This window comes from Agrobacterium sp. NPDC089420 (assembly GCF_044900305.1).
Taxonomy (GTDB): Bacteria; Pseudomonadota; Alphaproteobacteria; order Rhizobiales; family Rhizobiaceae; genus Agrobacterium.
This window is the reverse complement of record NZ_JBJDMY010000014.1, coordinates 79,615-99,427: the sequence shown is the minus strand read 5'-3', so window position 1 is coordinate 99,427 and position 19,813 is coordinate 79,615. Positions and strand designations below refer to the sequence as shown.

General features: G+C 61.6%; 17 protein-coding genes. 9 read left to right on the top strand and 8 right to left on the bottom strand.

From position 1 onward, the window contains the following. The first annotated feature begins 178 nt into the window (after positions 1-178). The 7 genes from ACI2KA_RS20135 to ACI2KA_RS20105 all read left to right on the top strand — a co-directional run bounded on the left by ACI2KA_RS20135 (position 179) and on the right by ACI2KA_RS20105 (position 8,626). Positions 179-1,015 (top strand): GNAT family N-acetyltransferase, encoded by an 837-nt coding sequence (locus ACI2KA_RS20135; protein ID WP_404504235.1) that lies wholly within the window; start codon positions 179-181, stop codon positions 1,013-1,015. Positions 1,016-1,029: 14 nt separating this feature from the next. Then, complete coding sequence (locus ACI2KA_RS20130) at positions 1,030-2,403, top strand: aspartate aminotransferase family protein (RefSeq protein WP_404504234.1); 1,374 nt, start codon at positions 1,030-1,032, stop codon at positions 2,401-2,403. A gap of 255 nt (positions 2,404-2,658) precedes the next feature. Then, positions 2,659-3,372, top strand: coding sequence for an HAD-IA family hydrolase (locus ACI2KA_RS20125; RefSeq protein WP_404504233.1), 714 nt, complete (start codon positions 2,659-2,661; stop codon positions 3,370-3,372). Positions 3,373-3,466: 94 nt separating this feature from the next. Continuing rightward, positions 3,467-5,077: an ABC transporter substrate-binding protein gene (locus tag ACI2KA_RS20120; RefSeq protein ID WP_404504232.1), complete on the top strand. Its 1,611-nt coding sequence runs from the start codon at positions 3,467-3,469 to the stop codon at positions 5,075-5,077. A 92-nt stretch (positions 5,078-5,169) separates the two neighbouring features. Continuing rightward, positions 5,170-6,120, top strand: a complete 951-nt coding sequence (locus tag ACI2KA_RS20115; protein ID WP_404504231.1) for an ABC transporter permease — start codon at positions 5,170-5,172, stop codon at positions 6,118-6,120. Next, entirely contained in the window at positions 6,120-6,974 is an 855-nt protein-coding gene (locus ACI2KA_RS20110) for an ABC transporter permease (protein ID WP_404504230.1), read from the top strand. The genes ACI2KA_RS20115 and ACI2KA_RS20110 overlap by 1 nt, the downstream gene beginning before the upstream one ends. Further along, positions 6,971-8,626, top strand: a complete 1,656-nt coding sequence (locus ACI2KA_RS20105) for an ABC transporter ATP-binding protein (protein ID WP_404504229.1) — start codon at positions 6,971-6,973, stop codon at positions 8,624-8,626. The genes ACI2KA_RS20110 and ACI2KA_RS20105 overlap by 4 nt, the downstream gene beginning before the upstream one ends. Before the next feature lie 247 nt (positions 8,627-8,873). Here the strand turns inward: ACI2KA_RS20105 and ACI2KA_RS20100 are convergent, their stop codons facing one another. Further along, positions 8,874-9,350 (bottom strand): Lrp/AsnC family transcriptional regulator, encoded by a 477-nt coding sequence (locus ACI2KA_RS20100; protein WP_046801438.1) that lies wholly within the window; start codon positions 9,348-9,350, stop codon positions 8,874-8,876. Between the two features lie 229 nt (positions 9,351-9,579). Between ACI2KA_RS20100 and ACI2KA_RS20095 the strand changes: the two genes are divergently transcribed. Further along, the gene (locus ACI2KA_RS20095; RefSeq protein WP_404504228.1) at positions 9,580-10,905 is read left to right on the top strand and encodes an NAD(P)/FAD-dependent oxidoreductase; all 1,326 of its coding nucleotides are present in this window, start codon (positions 9,580-9,582) and stop codon (positions 10,903-10,905) included. Between the two features lie 71 nt (positions 10,906-10,976). Here ACI2KA_RS20095 and ACI2KA_RS20090 read toward each other — a convergent pair whose 3' ends face one another. From ACI2KA_RS20090 to ACI2KA_RS20060, 7 genes are all read right to left on the bottom strand, one after another. Further along, positions 10,977-11,912: an ABC transporter substrate-binding protein gene (locus tag ACI2KA_RS20090; protein ID WP_404504227.1), complete on the bottom strand. Its 936-nt coding sequence runs from the start codon at positions 11,910-11,912 to the stop codon at positions 10,977-10,979. Positions 11,913-12,031: 119 nt separating this feature from the next. After that, positions 12,032-12,970, bottom strand: coding sequence for an ABC transporter substrate-binding protein (locus tag ACI2KA_RS20085; RefSeq protein ID WP_404504226.1), 939 nt, complete (start codon positions 12,968-12,970; stop codon positions 12,032-12,034). A gap of 23 nt (positions 12,971-12,993) precedes the next feature. After that, positions 12,994-14,799, bottom strand: a complete 1,806-nt coding sequence (locus tag ACI2KA_RS20080; protein WP_404504225.1) for an amino acid ABC transporter permease/ATP-binding protein — start codon at positions 14,797-14,799, stop codon at positions 12,994-12,996. 13 nt (positions 14,800-14,812) lie between these two features. After that, positions 14,813-15,367 (bottom strand): GNAT family N-acetyltransferase, encoded by a 555-nt coding sequence (locus ACI2KA_RS20075; RefSeq protein WP_404504224.1) that lies wholly within the window; start codon positions 15,365-15,367, stop codon positions 14,813-14,815. A 21-nt stretch (positions 15,368-15,388) separates the two neighbouring features. Then, complete coding sequence (locus ACI2KA_RS20070) at positions 15,389-16,576, bottom strand: M20 aminoacylase family protein (protein ID WP_404504223.1); 1,188 nt, start codon at positions 16,574-16,576, stop codon at positions 15,389-15,391. Positions 16,577-16,657: 81 nt separating this feature from the next. Further along, positions 16,658-17,998, bottom strand: a complete 1,341-nt coding sequence (locus ACI2KA_RS20065; RefSeq protein ID WP_404504222.1) for an LLM class flavin-dependent oxidoreductase — start codon at positions 17,996-17,998, stop codon at positions 16,658-16,660. 23 nt (positions 17,999-18,021) lie between these two features. After that, a complete protein-coding gene (locus ACI2KA_RS20060) occupies positions 18,022-19,026 on the bottom strand; it encodes an LLM class flavin-dependent oxidoreductase (RefSeq protein ID WP_404504220.1) in 1,005 nt (334 codons plus the stop codon). Positions 19,027-19,328: 302 nt separating this feature from the next. Between ACI2KA_RS20060 and ACI2KA_RS20055 the strand changes: the two genes are divergently transcribed. Further along, a complete protein-coding gene (locus ACI2KA_RS20055) occupies positions 19,329-19,778 on the top strand; it encodes an RrF2 family transcriptional regulator (RefSeq protein WP_404504219.1) in 450 nt (149 codons plus the stop codon). Positions 19,779-19,813: the final 35 nt, after the last annotated feature.

The window sequence follows — 19,813 nt, the reverse complement described above, 5'->3', positions numbered from 1 at the left end:
GAGAAACCGAAAGCCGCCACCCATCCCCGGTTGATGGCCGGATGTGGACGACAGGCGGCATAAGATGCGGCGGCGGATAAAAGCAACAGCGAAACATATCGAACCTTCCCATTTGTCGGGACAATCTTCTTCCAACGTCAGTCTATCAATGAATAGCAAGAGCAAACGGAGTTCCGGCATGCAGGCCAGCCCCATCGACATCCAGTCTTTTCAACCCGAACATCTCGATGCCGCCGTCGAATTGTCGCGCCAGGCGGGATGGCCGCACCGCAGGGAAGACTGGGCGCTCGTCCTTTCGCTGAGCAGGGGCTTCGTCGCGCTGGAGAACGGTCGCGTCGTCGGCACCGCCATGGCGACGCTTCTGGGAGACGGCTGCGCCACCGTCAATATGGTGATCGTGGATGAGACGATGCGCGGCCGCGGCCTCGGGCGCCAGCTGATGCAGGCGGCAATGGATGCCGCGGAACATCGCGAATGCCGCCTGGTGGCCACGGCTGACGGCCTGCCGCTCTACGAAAAACTGGGTTTCGCCGCTTCTGGCGAGGTGCTTCAGCATCAGGGCGTTCCGGCCGTGACCGAAAGGCCAGCCGGCGTGGCGTGGGCGGAAACCGTGGCGCCGGCTACGCTTGCGGCGCTTGATGCACAGGCCTTCGGCGCGGATCGCACCGCGCTTTTTGCAGCCCTTGCGCAGAGGGCACGTTTCGCGCTCGTACAGGAACAGGGTGTCATCAAGGGATTTGCCGCGCTCCGCGCCTTCGGCCGCGGCGACGTCGTCGGCCCGGTTGTCGCGGAAAATGTTGAAATCGCCAAGGATTTGATTGCGTTCATCTTTTCCGAGCGACCCGGCGCCTTTCTGCGCGTCGACACCACCGCGGATACCGGCCTTGCCCCCTGGCTTGCGGAAAGAGGTCTTGCCCATGTCGGCGGCGGCATCGCCATGCGCCGGCCGAAAGCCGAGATCACCGCCGACAGACAACTGAAAACATTTGCACTGACCAGCCAGGCGCTGGGCTGAATCTGGAGAGACACATGTTAAGCAATTCCCTGATCGAACTGGACCGCGCCCACCTCGTCCATCCCGTCTCTTCTTTCCGCGGCCATGAGAAGCTTGGCGTTCGGGTGCTGCAATCGGCAAGCGGCGCCACCGTCACAGACATGACCGGCCACCAGCTGATCGACGGTTTTGCCGGCCTGTGGTGCGTCAATGCAGGCTACGGGCATGAAAGCATCGTCGAGGCGGCGGCGAAACAGATGCGGGAGCTGCCCTATGCCACCGCCTATTTCGACATTGGCAGCGAACCGGCGATCCGCTTGGCTTCCGAGCTGGCCGACCGCGCGCCGAGCGACCTCAACCATGTCTATTTCACGCTTGGCGGCTCCGATGCGGTGGACAGCACCATCCGCTTCATCCGCTATTACTGGCACGCCAGAGGCGAGCCGCAGCGCGACCAGTTCATTTCCATCGAACAGGGGTATCACGGCTCCACCACCGCCGGTTCGGGTCTCACCGCCCTGCCCGCTTTCCATGCCGGTTTCGGCGTGCCTTATGACTGGCAGCATAAAATCCCGTCTCACTATGCCTACCGTAACCCGGTTGGAAGCGACCCCGCGGCCATCATCGCCTCCTCGCTGCAAATCCTGAAGGACAAGATCGAAGCCATCGGTGCGGACCGCGTCGCCGCCTTTTATGCGGAACCCATCCAGGGTTCCGGCGGCGTCCTGGTGCCGCCGCCGGGCTGGATCAAGGCCATGCGCGAGCTCTGCCGCACCTATGGCATCCTCTTCATCGCCGACGAAGTCATCACCGGCTTCGGCCGCACCGGGCCGCTCTTTGCCTGTGCCGAGGAGGATATCGTGCCGGACTTCATCACCGCCGCCAAAGGCCTCACCTCCGGTTATGTGCCGATGGGCGCCGTCTTCATGGCCGATCATGTCTATGATACAATCGCCGACTTCGCCGGCGAAGCGGCGGTCGGGCATGGCTATACCTATTCCGCCCACCCGGTCAGCGCCGCCGTCGGCCTGGAAGTGCTGAAGCTTTACGAAGGCGGGCTGCTGGCGAATGGCCGCCGTGCCGGAGCGCGGCTGATGGCAGGACTGGAAGGCTTGAGAAGCCACCCGCTGGTGGGCGATGTGCGCGGCCGCGGCATGCTCGCCGCCATCGAACTCGTGACCGACAAGGAAAAGAAGACCCCGCTTCCGGCCGCCGCCGCACCGGCCCGCAAGGTTTTCGACCGCGCCTGGGAAAACGGGCTCATCGTCAGGGCTTTCGCGAACGGCATCCTCGGCTACGCGCCGCCGCTCTGCTGCACCGATGGCGAAATCGACGCCATCATCGAGCGGACGCGCAAAACCCTCGACCAGACGCTCGAGGACCCCGCGGTGCGGGCCGCCATGGGCTGAGGCTGAAGACGGGCAGCCTCGCGGCACATTCGCGAAATGTCGCAAGGCACCGCATATTCGCAATATTCTGCCGAACTGCCGATCCATTTCGGCGAATCCGGCGCGCTGGAAGTGCCAAACTATCCTTGGAAAAGACGCTAAACGCCATAAAAAAGGGCGTTATCGACAATGGGAACGGGATAAGGATCCCGCCCGGGAACAGAATAAAATGCCGCAGCCTTCCCTTGAAGCGCGGCGGCAGAGCGGAGACCGACATTGCCCAAAAAACTGAGCGACTTCAAATATATGAGCTTCGACGTGGTGGGGACCCTCATCGATTTCGAAGGCGGCCTGAAATCGACGCTTGCCGCGATCGGTGCGGAAAACGGCGTGGAGGTCGACGGTGAAAAGGCGCTCGCGCTTTATCGCGCCGCCCGTTATTCCGACGCGACCGACCTGTTTCCGGACGACCTCGTCCGCGTATACCTCATCATCGCTCCTGAACTCGGCCTGCCGGCGGAACGTGCTTTCGGCGAACGCCTGCGCGACGCGGCAAAAAGCTGGAAAGGCTTTGAAGACAGCCGCGCCGCCATGGCGGAGCTTGCCAAGACCCACCGTCTCATTGCCATGACCAACGCCCAGCGCTGGGCTTTCGACTATTTCTCGCAGGAACTCGGCAATCCCTTCCACGCCGCCTTCACGGCGGATGACACCGGCACGGAAAAGCCGGATCCGGCCTTTTTCGAGAAGGTCTTCGCCTTTGTCGAAAGCGAAGGCGCGTCGAAGGACGATATTCTGCACGTCGCACAAAGCCAGTACCACGATATCGGCATTTCCCGGAAACTGGGCATGACCAATTGCTGGATAGAGCGCCGCCACGCCCAGAAGGGATATGGCGGGACGATCGAACCGGAGGATTTTACCGAGCCGGACTACCACTTCACCTCCATGGCCGGCCTTGCCGAAGCCGTGAGGCAAACGGGCGGCTGAACCGCCCCTACCACGGGCGTGGCGCGAACTGGGACGCGGCCCGCCGGAATTTTCTGCAAACGCATTTCAACAAATCATACAAAAGGGGAAGACCATGAGTGACAGGATTACAAACTGGACCCGCTCCGACGATGCCGCCGTTGAACAGGCGATCCGCCGCGGCGCGACGCGGCGCGAGCTGCTGCACATGATGCTGGCGGGCGGCGTCGCCCTTTCCGCCGGTTCGGCCATTCTCGGCCGCGCCTCCCGGGCCGTGGCGGCCACCCCCGTTTCCGGCGGCGCGCTGAAGGCGGCCGGCTGGTCCTCCTCCACAGCCGATACGCTCGATCCGGCGAAGGCATCGCTGTCCACGGATTATGTCCGCTGCTGCGCGCTTTATAACCGACTGAGCTTCCTCGATGCTTCCGGCACGCCGCAGCTGGAGCTGGCCGAATCCATCGAATCCAAGGACGCCAAGACCTGGACGGTCAAACTGCGTTCCGGCGTCACCTTCCACGACGGCAAGGCGCTGACGGCAGACGACGTGGTCTATTCGCTGAAGCGCCATCTCGATCCGGCCGTGGGTTCCAAGGTCGCCAAGATCGCCGCGCAGATGACCGGCTTCAAGGCTCTCGACAAGAGCACGGTCGAAATCACGCTCGCCAACCCGAATGCCGATCTGCCATCCATCCTGGCCCTGCATCATTTCATGATCGTTGCCGACGGCACCACGGATTTCTCCAAGGGCAACGGCACCGGCGCCTTCAAGCTCGAAAAATTCGAGCCGGGCGTCCGTTCGATCATGGCCAAGAACACCAATTACTGGAAGTCCGGCGGCCCGCATATCGACAGCTTCGAATTCATCGCGATTTCCGACGACAATGCCCGTGTCAACGCCCTTCTCTCCGGCGACATCCACCTTGCCGCCGCCATCAATCCGCGTGCGCTTCGCCTGCTCGACAAGCAGGACGGCGTCGTCCTGTCCAAGACGACCTCCGGAAACTATACCAACCTCAACATGCGGCTCGACCAGGCGCCGGGCAACAATGCCGATTTCGTCGCCGGCATGAAGTCGATCGTCAATCGCGAGCAGATCGTCAAGGCGGCGCTGCGTGGTCTCGGAGAAGTCGGCAACGACCAGCCGGTTCCGCCGATGAGCCCCTATCACAATCCGGACCTGAAGCCGAAAGCCTTCGACCCGGACAAGGCGAAGTTCCATTTCGAAAAGGCCGGCCTCATCGGCCAGTCCATCCCGGTCATCGCATCCGATGCGGCCGCCTCTTCGGTCGACATGGCGATGATCATCCAGGCCTCGGCCGCGGAAATCGGCGTCAAGCTGGATGTACAGCGCGTTCCCTCCGACGGTTACTGGAGCAATTACTGGCTGAAGGCGCCGGTCCATTTCGGCAATATCAACCCACGCCCGACGCCGGACATCCTGTTCTCGCTGCTTTACGCCTCCGACGCGCCCTGGAACGAAAGCCAGTACAAGTCGCCGAAATTCGACAAGATGATGCTGGAAGCACGCGGCATGCTCGACCTCGAAAAGCGCAAGCAGATCTATTTCGAGCTGGAAACGATGATCGCCGACGAAGCCGGCACCATCATTCCCGCCTATATTTCGAACGTCGACGCCATCACCTCCAAGCTGAAGGGGCTGGAGGCCAATCCGCTGGGCGGCATGATGGGTTACGCCTTTGCGGAATACGTCTGGCTCGAAGCCTGATAGACCATGGAGCCGGGCGTGAAAACGCGCCCGGCAACCTTTCCGCCAGGGCGGAAAGCCTCCACCGTCAGGCAGGTCGCAGGAGCATGTGAATGAACAGCCGGATATTGTCCCTTGTCGCCAGGCGGCTGGTCGTCATGCTGACGACGCTGCTGATCGTGTCGTTTCTCGTCTTTTCCGCCACCAGCCTGCTGCCCGGCGACACGGCGACGATCCTTCTCGGCCAGGCGGCGACGCCGGAAGCCGTGGCCGGCCTGCGCACCGCCATGCATCTCGATGATCCCGCCCTGCTGCGGTTCGTGCGCTGGCTCTTTGGCCTGCTGCAGGGCGAACTTGGCACGTCCTATGCGAATAACATGGCGATCGCCGACCTCATCGGCCCGCGCTTCGTCAATTCCATGAAGCTTGCCGGCATCACCACCATTATCGCCGTGCCGCTGGCGCTCACCCTCGGCATCAGCTCCGCCATGCTGCGCGGAACGCTTTATGACCGCGCCGTCACGATCCTGACCATCGGCGTCATTTCCGTGCCGGAATTCATGATCGCAACACTCGCGGTGCTGCTGTTCGCCGTCTATCTGAAATGGCTGCCGGCCCTGTCGCTGGTCACCGAAGTCAATACCCTGTTCGATGTGCTGCGCGTCTACGCCATGCCGGTCATCACGCTGACCTTCGTCGTTTCTGCACAGATGATCCGCATGAGCCGCGCCGCCGTCATCGAGACGCTTGATACGCCCTATGTGGAAATGGCGCTTTTGAAGGGTGCGCCGCGCATGCGCATCGTGCTGCGCCACGCGCTTCCCAATGCGCTCGGCCCCATCGTCAATGCGGTGGCGCTGTCGCTGTCCTATCTTGTCGGCGGTGTCATCATCGTCGAGACGATCTTCAACTATCCGGGCATCGCCAAGCTGATGGTCGATGGCGTCGCAACCCGCGACCTGCCACTGATTCAGAGCTGCGCGATGATCTTCTGCGTCGGTTATCTCCTCCTCATCACGACGGCTGACATCATCGCCATCATGTCCAATCCGAGGCTGCGCTGATGGCCGACACTATCAAAACAACTTCGGGGACCTCGCGTTTGGGTTACAAGATCAACGCAGTCGGCGTTTTCGGCTTTCTCGTCATCCTCCTCTGGGCCATGGTCGCGATCTTCGCGCCCTATCTCATTCCGCATCCGGTCGGTGAAATCGTCGATCTCGATTATTTCGGGCCGATGACCTCCGATCTCTGGCTCGGTTCCGATTATCTCGGCCGCGACGTCTTTTCCCGCATCCTCATGGGCGCGCGTTTCACGGTCGGCATTTCGCTGGCGGCCGTCACCATTGCCTGCGTGTCCGGCGTCGTGCTCGGCATGTGCGCCGCCGTCATCGGCGGCTGGTTCGATGCGGTGCTCAGCCGGTTTCTCGATGCGGTCAATTCCATTCCGAGCAAGCTTTTCGGCCTCGTGGTCGTTGCCGCCGTCGGCTCGTCCATTCCGGTGCTGATCGCCACCCTGTCCGTCATCTATACGCCGGGCGCCTATCGTTTTGCCCGGGCGCTGGCCGTCAACGTCAACACCATGGATTTCGTCACCGTCGCCCGCGTGCGCGGCGAAAGCCTGTTCTATCTCATCGGCTCTGAAATCCTGCCCAACATCCTCCGGCCGGTGCTGGCCGATCTTGGCGTGCGTTTCGTTTTCATCGTGCTGCTTCTGTCGGGCCTGTCCTTCCTCGGCCTCGGCCTGCAGCCGCCCGACGCCGACTGGGGCGCACTGGTGCGTGAAAATATCGGCGGCCTGCCGTTTGCGGCACCCGCCGTCATCTTCCCGTCGCTGGCCATTGCCAGCCTGACGATCAGCGTCAACCTGCTGATCGACAATCTGCCGCAGAAAATCCGCGACAGGAGCGAAGCATGAGCAATCTCGTCGAAATCCGCGGACTGAAGGTCGAAGCCACCACCGACAGCGGCCGCCGCATCGACATCATCAAGGGTGTCGACATCGACATCGCCGATGGCGAGATCGTCGCGCTGATCGGCGAAAGCGGTTCCGGCAAGACCACCATCGCGCTGACGCTGATGGGGTATGCCCGGCCGGGCTGCCGCATTTCCGGCGGCAGCGTCAAGGTTGCCGGCCGCGACATGGTGCAGCTTTCCGAGGCCGAACGCGCCAGGGTACGCGGCACACAGGTGACCTATGTGCCGCAAAGCGCCGCCGCCGCCTTCAACCCGGCGCAGAAGATCATCGACCAGGTCATCGAAGTCACCCGCATCCACCATCTGATGCCGCCGCAGGAAGCGCGCTCCCGGGCGGTGGACCTCTTCAAGGCGCTGTCACTGCCCAACCCTGAGACCATCGGCGAGCGTTATCCGCATCAGGTTTCCGGCGGCCAGCTTCAGCGCCTCTCCGCCGCCATGGCGCTGATCGGCAATCCCAAGCTGGTCATTTTCGACGAACCGACCACCGCGCTCGATGTGACGACCCAGATCGAGGTGCTACGCGCCTTCAAATCGGCAATGCGCAAGGGCGGTATCGGCGGTGTCTACGTGTCGCACGATCTTGCCGTCGTCGCCCAGATCGCCGATCGGATCGTGGTGCTGAAAGGCGGCGAGGTGCAGGAAACCGGCGCCACGGCGGATATTCTTGACAATGCGCAGCACCCTTACACGAAGGAACTGCTGACGGCATTTCATGACAAGGCGCGCGTTGCTGCGCCGGTCAAGCAGCAGCAGGCGACGCCGCTGCTGGATATTGAAAAGCTGATCGCCGGTTACGGAACCAAGGGCGAGGACCGGATGCCGCTGGTGCGGGCGGTGGATTCCGTCAGCCTTGCGGTCTATCCCGGCCGCAATCTCGGCATCATCGGCGAATCCGGCTGCGGAAAATCAACGCTGGCGCGGGCCATTGCCGGCATTCTGCCGGCGGCAAGCGGGCATGTCATCTTCGAAGGCCGGGAGCTCGATGCCGATGCGCGCCGGCGGACCAGCGACCAGCTGCGCCGTATGCAGATCGTTTTCCAATATGCCGATACCGCGCTCAACCCGTCGAAAGCCATCGAGGATATTCTCGGCCGGCCGCTGACCTTTTATCATGGCATGAAGGGCAAGGCGCGCGACGCGCGCATCGACCAGCTTCTCGACATGGTGAAGTTGCCGCGTTCGGTACGCCACCGCCATCCCTCCGGCCTTTCCGGCGGACAGAAGCAACGCGTCAACTTCGCCCGTGCGCTTGCGGCCGAACCGTCGCTGATCATCTGCGATGAAATCACCTCGGCGCTCGACACCGTCGTCGCGGCCGCGATCATCGACCTGCTCGGCGAGCTGCAGCGGGAGCTGAACCTCTCCTACATCTTCATCAGCCACGATCTTTCGGTGGTCGAGACGATCTGCGACGAAATCGTCGTGATGTATGGCGGGCAGAAGGTGGAGCATCTGGAAACGGATGCGATCAAATCGCCAACGCATCCCTATTCGAAACTGCTGTTCTCCTCGGTGCCGAAACTGGACCCGAAATGGCTCGACAATCTTCAGCAGGATGCGGAGCTGGTGCGGGCGTTTTCGAAGAGGTGAGCCGCTGGAAAATAGTAAGGCGTTGCAAAAACCTGGGTGAGTGCCAAAGAGGATTGAGAAGCTGTCCTCCGTCATGCCGGACTTGATCCGGCATCCAGCCACGGCGCGTCTGCGCTGTGGGGAGAGTCTTTCGCGATCAAGGACTTGATCGCGCTGGACCCCGGATCAAGTCCGGGGTGACGGAGTGTAAGTGCAACACCCTGTCAAACCCATCGCTTCTGCGGACGTCTGATGCACCCCTCTCACCTCAAAGCGGAAACAGGCTGGTCAGCGGCATATGCGACTTGGTGATGGGTGATTTCAGCACCACGAAGCTGAAATATTTGTCGATGCCGACATCCATGTCGGTCAGCCTCTCCATGATCGACTGATATTCGACGATGCCGGATGTGACGAATTTCAGCAGGTAATCGTAACCGCCTGAAACGAGATGGCATTCTACCACCTGGTCGATCTTCTCGACGACGCCGAGGAAGCGGGCGAAATCGATCTGGCGATGGTTCTTGAGCGTGATTTCGGTGAAAACCGTCAGCGTCTGGCCGAGTTTGTTGATGTTGATCTGCGCCGAATAGCCTTCGATATAACCTTCTGACTGCAGCTTTTTCACCCGCATCAGGCAGGGGCTTGGCGACAGATTGACGAGTTCCGCCAGCTCGACATTGGTGATGCGACCGTTTTTCTGCAATTCGTAGAGGATCTTGATGTCGATCCGGTCAAGTTTCATCACGTGCGGAACCCCTTTTATGTTTTTGAACGCGCGGCATAAAATTCTGACGCGGCATGGGAAATCTTAACACACGGGCGCGCCCTGTCGACGTGGGGATATTTTTTTGATGCAGCATAAAGAGTTGCAGACGTGCCGGCCAACAGCAGGAGATTCTGGCGAGACGCCCAGTCTGGCAGCGTTTACACGTCAGCTGAGGTAAATTAGGACGAATAAAAGGAGTCCGACCATGCCCGCCCCGCTGCAACAGATCACGACATCGCCGGAGCTGCCGGCATTCGCGGACGCCGTCATTATCGGCGGCGGCATCGTCGGCGTCTTTACCGCCTATTATCTCGCCCGGCGCGGCCTGAAAGTGGCGCTGCTTGAAAAGGGTCTGATCGGTGCCGAACAATCCAGCCGCAACTGGGGCTGGTGCCGGCAACAGAACCGCGACGCTCGGGAATTGCCGATCTCCACACACAGCCTTGCGCTCTGGGAAGAATTTGCCGCTGAGAGTGGCGAAGACACCGGCTTCCGCCGCTGCGGACTGTTTTATCTCAGCGACAACGAGGCGGAACTTGCCGGCTGGGCGCGCTGGCGTGATTTCGCCATCACCGCCGGCGTCACGACCCATATGCTGGGCGCCGATGAAGCCAGCGAACGCGGGCGCGCCACGGGCAAACGCTGGAAAGGCGGCGTCTTCTCGCCGACCGACGGCACGGCCGATCCTTCCATGGCGGCGCCCGCCGTCGCGCGCGCCATCATCAAACTCGGCGGCACGATACATCAGAATTGTGCTGCACGCGGGCTTGAGACGGAAGGTGGCCGGGTCAGTGCCGTCGTCACCGAAAAGGGCACGATCCGCACCAAAACCGCCATCATGTCCGGCGGGGCCTGGGCGTCATCCTTCTGCCGCCAGCTCGGCATTCGTTTTCCGCAGGCCTCCGTCCGCTCCTCCATCCTGTCCGTTACGCCAGGTGCGGAAGGCCTGCCGGATGCATTGCACACCGCCGCCGTCTCGGCAACAAAGCGAAAAGACGGCGGTTATACGCTTGCCATCAGCGGGCTGGGGCGCATTGACCCGACGGCGCAGCAGATACGGTTCGCCCGCGAATTCATTCCGATGTTCCTCAAGCGCTGGCGCAGCCTCCGGCCCGGCGGGCTGGAAGGCATTCGCGGCGGCCACGAGACGCTGAAACGCTGGCGGCTCGATGCACCGACGCCGATGGAGCGGGTCCGCATTCTCGATCCGAAACCCAATGCCGCCGCCATTCGCGAGACCCATAAAAGGGCGCTGGACCTTCTGCCCGCTCTTGGCAAAACCCGGGTTTCCGCGGCCTGGGCCGGTTTCATCGACAGCACGCCGGATGGCGTCCCCGCCATCGGCGAAACCGGCGAGTTGCCCGGTTTCATCCTCGCCGCCGGTTTCAGCGGCCATGGTTTCGGCATCGGCCCGGGCGCCGGCCGTCTGATCGCCGATATCGTCACGGGCTCGAACCCGATCGTCGATCCCGCGCCCTACCACCCCAGCCGTTTCCTCGGTTCGTCATGGGGCAAGGTCGCGGATTTCTGACGCCAGACCAGCAAAGCACTATCCGCAGGCGGACCTGCGGATAGTGCCGTCCGCCGCATTTGTCGGCACAATCAGCTTTTTGGCAGGCCGGGCGGGTTGGTGCGCGATTCCGGCAGGGCCTCCTCCGAAAGCTGCCAGCGATCAAGAATTCTTGCGTAAGCACCGCTCTTGATCAGGTCGTTGGTGGCAAGCGTCAGCGCATCGGCCAGTCCCGACCCCTTGCGGGTGGTGATCGCCACGTCGGACCGTTCCGGCCAGCCAGCGGATAGAGTTCCCACCCGCTTGATGCTTTTGTCGCGCGCGGCAATGAAAACCAGCTGCGCATGCGGCTGGACAATCACATCCGCCCGGCCCGCCGAAAGGGCGACGAGACGAGTGGCTTCGTCATCATAATATTGCAGCTCGATCGGCTTCAAACCGGCGGCGACATTCTCGTCGCTCCATTTCAGCAGGATACGCTCCTGATTGGTGCCGGCGCCGACGATGATCCTCAGACCGGCCGCATCCTTCGGCTCGCGGATGGAGGTTATGCCGCTGTCCGACTTGACGAAAAAGCCGTGCAGGCCCTGGCGGTAGGTGGAGAAATCGAACTTCTCCTTGCGCTGTTCCGTGACGCCCACATTCGAGATCACCGCGTCGTATTTGCCGGAGGCAAGCCCCAGCGGCCAGTCTGCCCAGGCGACCGCCACCAGTTCCAGCTCGAGACCGAGGCTGTCTGCCACCGCAAGGGCATAATCAGGATCAGCGCCGACCACCGTTTTTGCATCCGTCGCGTAGGTCGCGAGCGGCGGTCCGCCAGGTGCGACCGCGACGGTCAATTTGCCCGGCGTGACGAATTTGAAATCCTTCGGCACGGCGGCAATCGCGCCGGGGTCTTTTTCAACCCTGATGCGGCCCGGCTGATCCGGCGACAGATCGAAGACATCGGTTGCGAAGGCCGGTGCGAAACCGGCGATGGAGAGAAAGGCGCCCAGCGTGGCCGTGGCGAAGCGAGACGTGAAGCTCATCGTGATTTCCCGATAAATCATTGCGGGACGAAAGGTAGCGCGGGCGGGAGGATGCCCGCGCTACCGGCTGAGTGATGTCCCACCGTCAACTCAGCTTTTGGCTCTTCAGCTTTTTACGCTCAGCTTTTGGGCAGGCCGGGCGGATTGGTGCGGGATTCGGTGATGGCTTCGGAACCCAGATTCCAGCGGGCGAGAACCTTGCCGTAATTGCCGTTCCTGATCTGGGCGTTCAGCGCGGCGGTGACGGCCTCGGCAATGCCGGCGCCCTTTTTCGAAGCGACGGCGATTTCCGCCGCTTCCGGCCAGCCGCCGGAGAAGGTGCCGACGAGCTTCGTCTTCTTCTGGCTTGCCGCCTGGAAGGCCGAGGTCGCATTGGGGCCGAGATAGGCATCCGCGCGGCCGGATTGCAGGGCGACGTCAAGCACGGCCTGATCGTCGTAATATTGCACCTCGGTATCGGCCAGTCCCTTGGCCTTGTTGTCCTTGATCCACTTCAGCAGGATCTGCTCCTGATTGGTGGCAGCCCCGACGATGACCTTCAGCCCTGCGACATCCTCAGGCTTGCCGATGGACGTCACCTTGCTGTTATTGCCGACGTAAAAGCCGAGCAGATCGTTGCGATAGCTGGAGAAATCGAACTTTTCCTTGCGCGCTTCCGTCACCGTGATGTTCGAGGTAACGGCATCATATTTGCCGGACGCAAGACCGAGCGGCCAGTCCGCCCAGGCGATCGGAACCAACTGCAGCTCAAGGCCGAGGCTGTCGGCGACGAGCTGGGCAATGTCCGGCTCCACGCCGATCGGCGTTTTTGTGTCGCTCGCATAATCCACCAGCGGCAGGCGGAAGGGCACGGTCGCAACCGTCAGCTTTCCGTCGGCGATGAATTTATGCCCGGCGGGCAGAAGCTTGATGGCCTCCTCAACCTTTTCGGCGCGCACCCGGCCCTTCTGCTCCGGTGACAGGTCAACCTCCTGTGCGTGCGCAGCCGGGATGAGCGCGGCGGTGGCGGTGAAAAGACCGCTGGCAAGCAGAGACAATAATTTCGATGAAAATGCCATGTGAGTGTTTCCTTTGTTGTTGATTAAAGAACTTTTGCAAGGAACTCGGCCGTGCGCGGATGATCCGGCGTGTTGAACACCTTTTGCGGCGTGCCCGTTTCGAGAATGCGGCCCTGCTCCATGAAGACGACCCTGTCGGAGACTTCGCGGGCAAAGCCGATTTCATGGGTGACGATGATGAGGGTGACGCCGGAGCGGGAAAGCTCCTTGATGACGTCAAGCACCTCGTTGACGAGTTCGGGGTCGAGCGCGGAGGTCGGCTCGTCGAAGAGCAGCACCTTCGGCCGCAGCGCCAAGGCCCGGGCGATCGCCACACGTTGCTGCTGGCCGCCGGAAAGCTGGCGAGGGTAAGCGCCGGCCTTTTCGGCCAGACCGACGCGGGCCAGAAGATCGCGCGCCTCGGCTTCCGCCTGTTCTTTCGATATGCCGCGAACCACGACCGGCGCCTCGGCGATATTTTCAAGCGCGGTCAGATGCGGGAACAGGTTGAAGCTCTGGAACACCATGCCCACTTCGACGCGGCGTTTCAGAATGTCCTTTTCCTTCAACTCATAAAGCGTGTCGCCCTTCTGACGATATCCGACCAGTTCACCGTCGATGGCGATGAAACCGTCATCGACGCGTTCAAGATGATTGATGGAGCGCAGCAGGGTGGACTTGCCGGAGCCGGACTGTCCGAGAATGGTCGTGACGCTGCCTGCCGGAATGGAGAGCGAGACATCGTCCAGCACCTTCAGCGTTCCGAAGGACTTGGAAACGCCGTGGATATTGACCGAACCGCCACGATTGCCGAGCTGGAAACGTCCCGTCCTGGCGGCAGCCTGTCGTTCAGGTCTTTCAATGGCGAGCGCTGGCGTCTCCACCGCTTCCGGCAAAGGCTTGCGCGGCAGGAAGGTGCGGTAGAGCGTGGCAAACAGCGAGGGGGGCGGATTGCGCAGCGCGCCGCGGGAAAAATGCCGTTCGATATGATGCTGGACGATGGACAGCGCCGTCAGGATCACCAGATACCAGACGGTGGCGACCATCAACAGCGGGATCACTTCCAGATTGCGGCGATAGATGATCTGGATCGTATAGAACAACTCCGGCAGCGCGAGGATATAGACCTGCGACGTGCCCTTGGCGAGCAGGATGATCTCGTTGAAGCCATTCGGCAGAATGGTTCGCATCGCCTGCGGCAGCACGATCCGCGAAAACTGTCGGCGCCGCGGCAGGCCGAGGGAAGCCGCCGCTTCAAGCTGGCCTTGCTCCACCGAAAGAATGCCGCCACGCACGATTTCCGACGAAAAGGCCGCGGCATGCAATGTCAGTCCCAGAACCGCTGCGGCAAAGGGCGTCATGAGCTGCGTCGTATTCCAGCTGAAAAAGTTGATGCCGGTATAGGGTACGCCGATCGTCACGGTCTCGTAGAGATAACCGAGATTGTTGAGGATCAGCAAAAGCACGATCAGCGGAATGGAACGGAATATCCAGATGTAGGTCCAGGAGATCGCGACAAGCAGGGGCGAACCGGACACGCGGGCGAGCGCCAGAACCGTGCCGAGCACGAAACCCAGAAACGCCCCGAGCACCGTCAGCAGCAGCGTCCGGCCGAGCCCCACGAGCACCGGCTCGGCAAAGAACCATTCCGCAAAGACGTTCCAGCCCCAGCGGGGATTGCCGAAGACGGAATGCAGGATGGCGGCAATGATAAGAACCGCGAGAACGGTGCCCGCCGTGCGCAGCGGATAACGGGCGGGAACGACGCGGAAATGCGCATAGCCGTGCTTGACCGGCTCATCCTTCTGTTCGCTCACCGCAACATGCGGAAAATCGGAGGCTATTGTCATCGGATAAAGCCTTTCAGGTATGAACCGGCGAGAGTTGCGGCCGCGCTGCCTGTATCGGCGCACCGTCCGGGATGGCGGTGGTCGTGTCGGAAAGAAATTTTTCGAACGGCAGCGAGCGGATCGTCTCGGGATCGGCCGCGGTATCGAACAAAGCGCGATACCCATTGGTGAGATAAAGGCCGACCGCTTCCGGCTGGCGGAAGCCGGTGGTCAGATAAATGCGGGCATAACCCTGCCGGATCGCCTGCTGCTCCAGTTCCCGCAGCACGATTTTCGCCAGCCCCTGCCGGCGATGGCCGGAATGGGTCCAGACGCGCTTGAATTCCGCCGTCTCGTCGTCGTAGCGCATGAAGGCGCCGCCGGCGATCGCCTTCCCGTTGCGCAGGAGCAGCAGGAAATTGCCGGATGGCGGGCTGAAGGCCTCCGGCGGATATTTGTTCAGCTCCGCCTTTGCCCCTTCCGCATTGAAGAATGTGCCGTAACGGCTGTCATATTCGAACAGCAACTCCTCCAGAAGCGGCGTTGCGAGCGGATCCTTGACCGATGTGTAGAGAAAACTGTCGCTCATGTCCTTGTCCTCAATTGCGCGTCAGGAGAGGTACGCTTCGGCCAGACGCACCCAGAAACGTGCGGCCGGCGCGATGATCGCGTCGTTGAAATCGTAATGGGGGCTGTGCAGCGGTGCGCTTTCGCCATTGCCGACGAACAGATAGGAACCCGGCCGTTCCTGCAGCATGAAGGCGAAATCCTCGCTCGCCGTGCGCGGTTGGAACGTTTCGGCGATCTGCCCGGCGGCGAAATGCCGTTTGGCGACATCGCGGGCGAAGACCGTCTGCGGGACGTGATTGATGACGGGCGGGAAACCACGGGAATAAGCGACCTCAGCCTTCGCGCCGAAGCTCTCGGCCTGCCCTTTCGCCAACGCCGGAAGCCGCTCTTCCAACCTGTCACGCACGGCAGGCGAAAAAGCCCGGGCTGTGATCTGCAGTTCGACGCTCTCTGGAATGACGTTGGAGGCGGTTCCGCCATGGATGGAGCCGACCGTCAGCACCGCCATCTCGCGCGGATCGACGTTGCGGGAAACAATGCTTTGCAAGGCGGTGACGAAACTGGCCGAAGCGAGAACCGGATCGACCGTTTCATGCGGCGCGGCGCCATGCCCGCCTTTGCCGATGATCCGCACCGTCGCCTTGTCGACGGAGGCCATGGCGGGTCCCTCGACAAAACCGAACTGCCCGGTTTCCACACCCGGCCAATTGTGCAGGCCGAAGACCGCATCGACCGGAAACCGCTCGAACAGCCGGTCCCTGATCATCGCCCTGGCACCCGCGCCGATCTCCTCGGCCGGCTGGAAGATCAGCGTCAGCGTGCCGGAAAAACTCGATGTTTCCGCAAGATAACGGGCGGCGGCGAGCAGGATCGTCGTATGGCCGTCATGGCCGCAAGCATGCATCACGCCCTGCGTCTGGCTGGCATAGGCAAGGCCGGTTTCCTCGATGATCGGCAGGGCGTCGATATCGGCACGGATGCCGAGACGTTTTTCGCCGTGACCGCGCTTCAGCGTGGCGACGACACCGTGGCCACCGACACCCTCCGTCACCTCATATCCGAACGACAGGAGATAACGGGCGATCAGCGCGGCCGTGCGTTTCTCCTTGAGCGACAGTTCCGGGTGCCGGTGGAGATCGTGCCGGATGGCGATGCTTTCCTCGATAAAGGCAAGGATTCCCCGTTCGGCGTCGTCCTGCGGACGCGCGCCGTCAATGCGGATATTCATGGTTCTGTCTCCTGCGCGGCCCTTACGCGCCCCGTCTTGAAATCTGCGCCGGAAAGCGGTCATCGCAAGCCGGCTGCAACCTTATGCGATGGCCTTGTCCGCGCCGTTTTCACCGCTGGAATAGACGCTTTGCCGGAAAGGCAGGCCGAGATGATCGCGCAGCGTCGTGCCCTCCAGATGCGGATCGAAATAACCGCGCCGCTGCAGCACCGGAATGACAAGGCGAATGAAGTCGTCCAGCCCTTCGGCAATCACCGGAAAGCCCAGAATGAAGCCGTCGGCCGCGTCATGTTCCACCCAGCGGATGATTTCGTCCGCCACCTTGTCCGGCGTGCCGATGAAACCCTCGCGCGGGGTCGCTGCCTCCAGCGCCGCTTCCCGCAGCGTCTGGTTCTTTTCCTTTGCCCGGCGCTTGATGCGGTCGGTCGTCGAGCGGAAACTGTTCTTGCCGATCTCGCCGAGTTCGGGGAAAGGCTCATCCAGCGGATAGGCGCTGAAATCGTGATGGTCGAAGAAGCGGCCGAGATAGGCGAGCGCATCCTCGATGGTGATGAGGTTGCGGATGACGTCGTATTTCGCCTCCGCTTCCTCCTGCGTTTCGCCGACGATCGGGCCGATGCCGGGGAAAATCTTCACATCGGCGGCCGACCGGCCCTGCGCAACGGCGCTCTGTTTCACACGCTTGAGGAAGGTCTGGTTCTCCTCCAGCGAGGCGGAATTGGTGAAGACGGCATCGGCATGTTTGCCGGCAAGGCCGATGCCGGCATCGGAGGAACCGGCCTGGAACACCACCGGCTGTCCCTGCGGCGAACGCTGGATGTTCAGCGGGCCTTCCACCTGGAAGAAACGGCCCTTGTGACCAAGCGTGTGAAGCTTGGCACGGTCAAAGAACTGTCCTGTCTCGCGGTTGCGCACAAAGGCGTCGTCGTCCCAGCTGTCCCACAGGCCCTTGATGACCTCGAGATATTCATCGGCGATCTCGTATCGCAGCGCATGTTCGGGATGGTTGCGGCTATAGTTCTTCGCCGTGCCTTCAAGCGGCGTCGTTACGGCATTCCATCCGGCGCGGCCGCCGCTCAGAAGATCGAGCGAGGCGAACTGGCGGGCGATGGTGAAAGGGTCGCTATAGGAGGTCGAAACCGTACCGGCGAGACCGATCTTCGAGGTGACGGAAGCGAGCGCCGAAAGAATGGTCAGCGGTTCGAAACGGTTGAGGAAATGTGGAATGGATTTGTCGTTGATATAAAGCCCGTCCGCCACGAAGGCGAAGGCGATGCCGGCCGATTCCGCCTTCAGCGCGTTTTTCCTGAAGAACTCGAAATTGACGCTGGCATCGACCGGGCTTTTGGGATGCCGCCAGGCGTTCATGTGCCCGCCGGGACCTTGAAGCATGATGCCGAAACGGATTTTCTTTCTCGTCATGTCATTTCCTCCTGAGGACAAAATCACGCCGCCCGGGAAAGGCGATGCGTGGCCAAGAGTTCGATAGAGGCGAGCCGCTGATCGGCCCCCACATGCGGCGGCTCGATGATGAATTCCTCGATGCCGTGCTCTTCGGAAAGGGTCCGCAACGCCCGATGAATATCCTCCGGCCCGCCATGCAGCACGTTGGGCTTGCGCTCCTCGATGCGGTAATCGCTATCGCCCGACTGGCGGGCGAATTCTTCCGCCTGCTCGCGGCGGCCAAGGTTGAACCCCCTGCCGTCGCTCAGGAACACCCGGTAGATGCGCTGGCCTTCGACCTGTCTCGCGGCATGGTCCGGATCGCTCGCGGCAAAAGCCGACAGGGCAAGGACCGGGGCGCTGCCGCCGCTTTCCTCACGGAAAGCCGCGAGGCTGCGGCGCAGAACTTCCGGATCGCCATTGAGATGGCCGGCAAAGACGAAGCTCCACCCTTTTGAAGCCGCGAGCCTTGCGCTCTCCGGGCTCGCGCCGAGCAGGAATCTTTCCGCGGCAACCGGCGGCACAGGTGTCGCCTGCAATCCGGCCTGCGCATGATCGCGCGGCGCAGCCCCGGAGAGAAATCTGGTCAGTTCTGCAAAGGCGGTTTCGAAATCCGGTTTGCGGGCGGGATCATAGGCCTGCTGCAGGGCGGAAGTCGCCAATGGCAGGCCGCCCGGCGTCTTGCCGATGCCGAGATCGACCCGTCCGGGCGCAAGCGACGACAGGACATTAAAGACCTCGGCCACCTTGTAAGGGCTGTAATGTTGCAGCATGACGCCGCCCGAACCGACGCGGATATGCGACGTCTTCGCCAATATCCATGCCACCAGCGCCTCGGGCGCCGATCCGGCAAGCTCCGGCGAATTGTGATGTTCTGCCACCCAGAAACGGCGGTAACCCAGTTCCTCGGCGCGTCTGGCGAGATTGACCGTGTCGCGGAACGCGCTTGCCGCATTCTCGCCCGCGGGCACCGGGCTCTTGTCCAGCAAACTGAGCGTGTACATCATCACCTCGCAAGTCTTTGATGCATACTTTGTCTACCGATTTTATATTCTAATAAAGGATGATCGTTCCACGTTGCGCGGGGAACAGAGAAAATATTGTTTTCAGCCAGCTTTTTGAAAGCCAGCGCCGATGACGCCGTCCCGCGGGCCGGCAGAACGGGCTAAAAAAGCTGCAATAAGCCGCTTTCGGCGCCAAAGCCAGCCGAAACGGGCTTGCGCCGGAATTCGCTAAAAACTACTTAGTAAGTTAGGAATAATATGGCGCGGCATTGCGGACTATGCCGGCTCTCTTTTCGGATCGTGCGATGTTGACCAAAAAAGGCAAATACGGATTAAAGGCTCTTGTCGATCTGGCGCGGCTGCCCCAGGGAGAGACTGCTTTTGTGACCGAGATTGCGACCCGCAACAATATTCCGAAGAAGTTTCTGGATACGATCCTTCTGGAGCTGCGCAACAGCGGTATTCTGCGGTCCAAGAAGGGGCCGAACGGCGGTTATTCTCTTTCGAAAATGCCGTCCGAAATCATGATCGGCCAGGTCATCCGCACGCTGGACGGGCCATTGGCTCCCATCCGCTGCGCAAGCCGCACCGCTTTTGAAGCCTGCGACGACTGTGACGATCCGGAGACCTGTCAGGTCAGGGTTTCGATGACGGACGTGCGTGACGCCATCGCAACCATTCTGGACAATATGACGCTCGCGCAATTCGTTGCAAAGGACGAACAGGACAAGCGGTTCGTCCCGGCGGGAGAATAGGATTTCGCGCGGCCCGCGCATCGTGGCCGCGCATC

Excerpts from the sequence above, each read along its gene's own strand:
- ACI2KA_RS20130 (WP_404504234.1), top strand. The coding sequence starts at position 1,030 with ATGTTAAGCAATTCCCTGATCGAACTGGACCGCGCCCACCTCGTCCAT.
- ACI2KA_RS20110 (WP_404504230.1), top strand. The coding sequence starts at position 6,120 with ATGGCCGACACTATCAAAACAACTTCGGGGACCTCGCGTTTGGGTTAC.
- ACI2KA_RS20115 (WP_404504231.1), top strand. The coding sequence starts at position 5,170 with ATGAACAGCCGGATATTGTCCCTTGTCGCCAGGCGGCTGGTCGTCATG.
- ACI2KA_RS20055 (WP_404504219.1), top strand. The coding sequence starts at position 19,329 with ATGTTGACCAAAAAAGGCAAATACGGATTAAAGGCTCTTGTCGATCTG.
- ACI2KA_RS20105 (WP_404504229.1), top strand. The coding sequence starts at position 6,971 with ATGAGCAATCTCGTCGAAATCCGCGGACTGAAGGTCGAAGCCACCACC.
- ACI2KA_RS20135 (WP_404504235.1), top strand. The coding sequence starts at position 179 with ATGCAGGCCAGCCCCATCGACATCCAGTCTTTTCAACCCGAACATCTC.
- ACI2KA_RS20095 (WP_404504228.1), top strand. The coding sequence starts at position 9,580 with ATGCCCGCCCCGCTGCAACAGATCACGACATCGCCGGAGCTGCCGGCA.
- ACI2KA_RS20090 (WP_404504227.1), bottom strand. The coding sequence starts at position 11,912 with ATGAGCTTCACGTCTCGCTTCGCCACGGCCACGCTGGGCGCCTTTCTC.
- ACI2KA_RS20100 (WP_046801438.1), bottom strand. The coding sequence starts at position 9,350 with ATGAAACTTGACCGGATCGACATCAAGATCCTCTACGAATTGCAGAAA.
- ACI2KA_RS20065 (WP_404504222.1), bottom strand. The coding sequence starts at position 17,998 with ATGACGAGAAAGAAAATCCGTTTCGGCATCATGCTTCAAGGTCCCGGC.
- ACI2KA_RS20085 (WP_404504226.1), bottom strand. The coding sequence starts at position 12,970 with ATGGCATTTTCATCGAAATTATTGTCTCTGCTTGCCAGCGGTCTTTTC.
- ACI2KA_RS20080 (WP_404504225.1), bottom strand. The coding sequence starts at position 14,799 with ATGACAATAGCCTCCGATTTTCCGCATGTTGCGGTGAGCGAACAGAAG.
- ACI2KA_RS20070 (WP_404504223.1), bottom strand. The coding sequence starts at position 16,576 with ATGAATATCCGCATTGACGGCGCGCGTCCGCAGGACGACGCCGAACGG.
- ACI2KA_RS20060 (WP_404504220.1), bottom strand. The coding sequence starts at position 19,026 with ATGATGTACACGCTCAGTTTGCTGGACAAGAGCCCGGTGCCCGCGGGC.
- ACI2KA_RS20075 (WP_404504224.1), bottom strand. The coding sequence starts at position 15,367 with ATGAGCGACAGTTTTCTCTACACATCGGTCAAGGATCCGCTCGCAACG.
- ACI2KA_RS20120 (WP_404504232.1), top strand. The coding sequence starts at position 3,467 with ATGAGTGACAGGATTACAAACTGGACCCGCTCCGACGATGCCGCCGTT.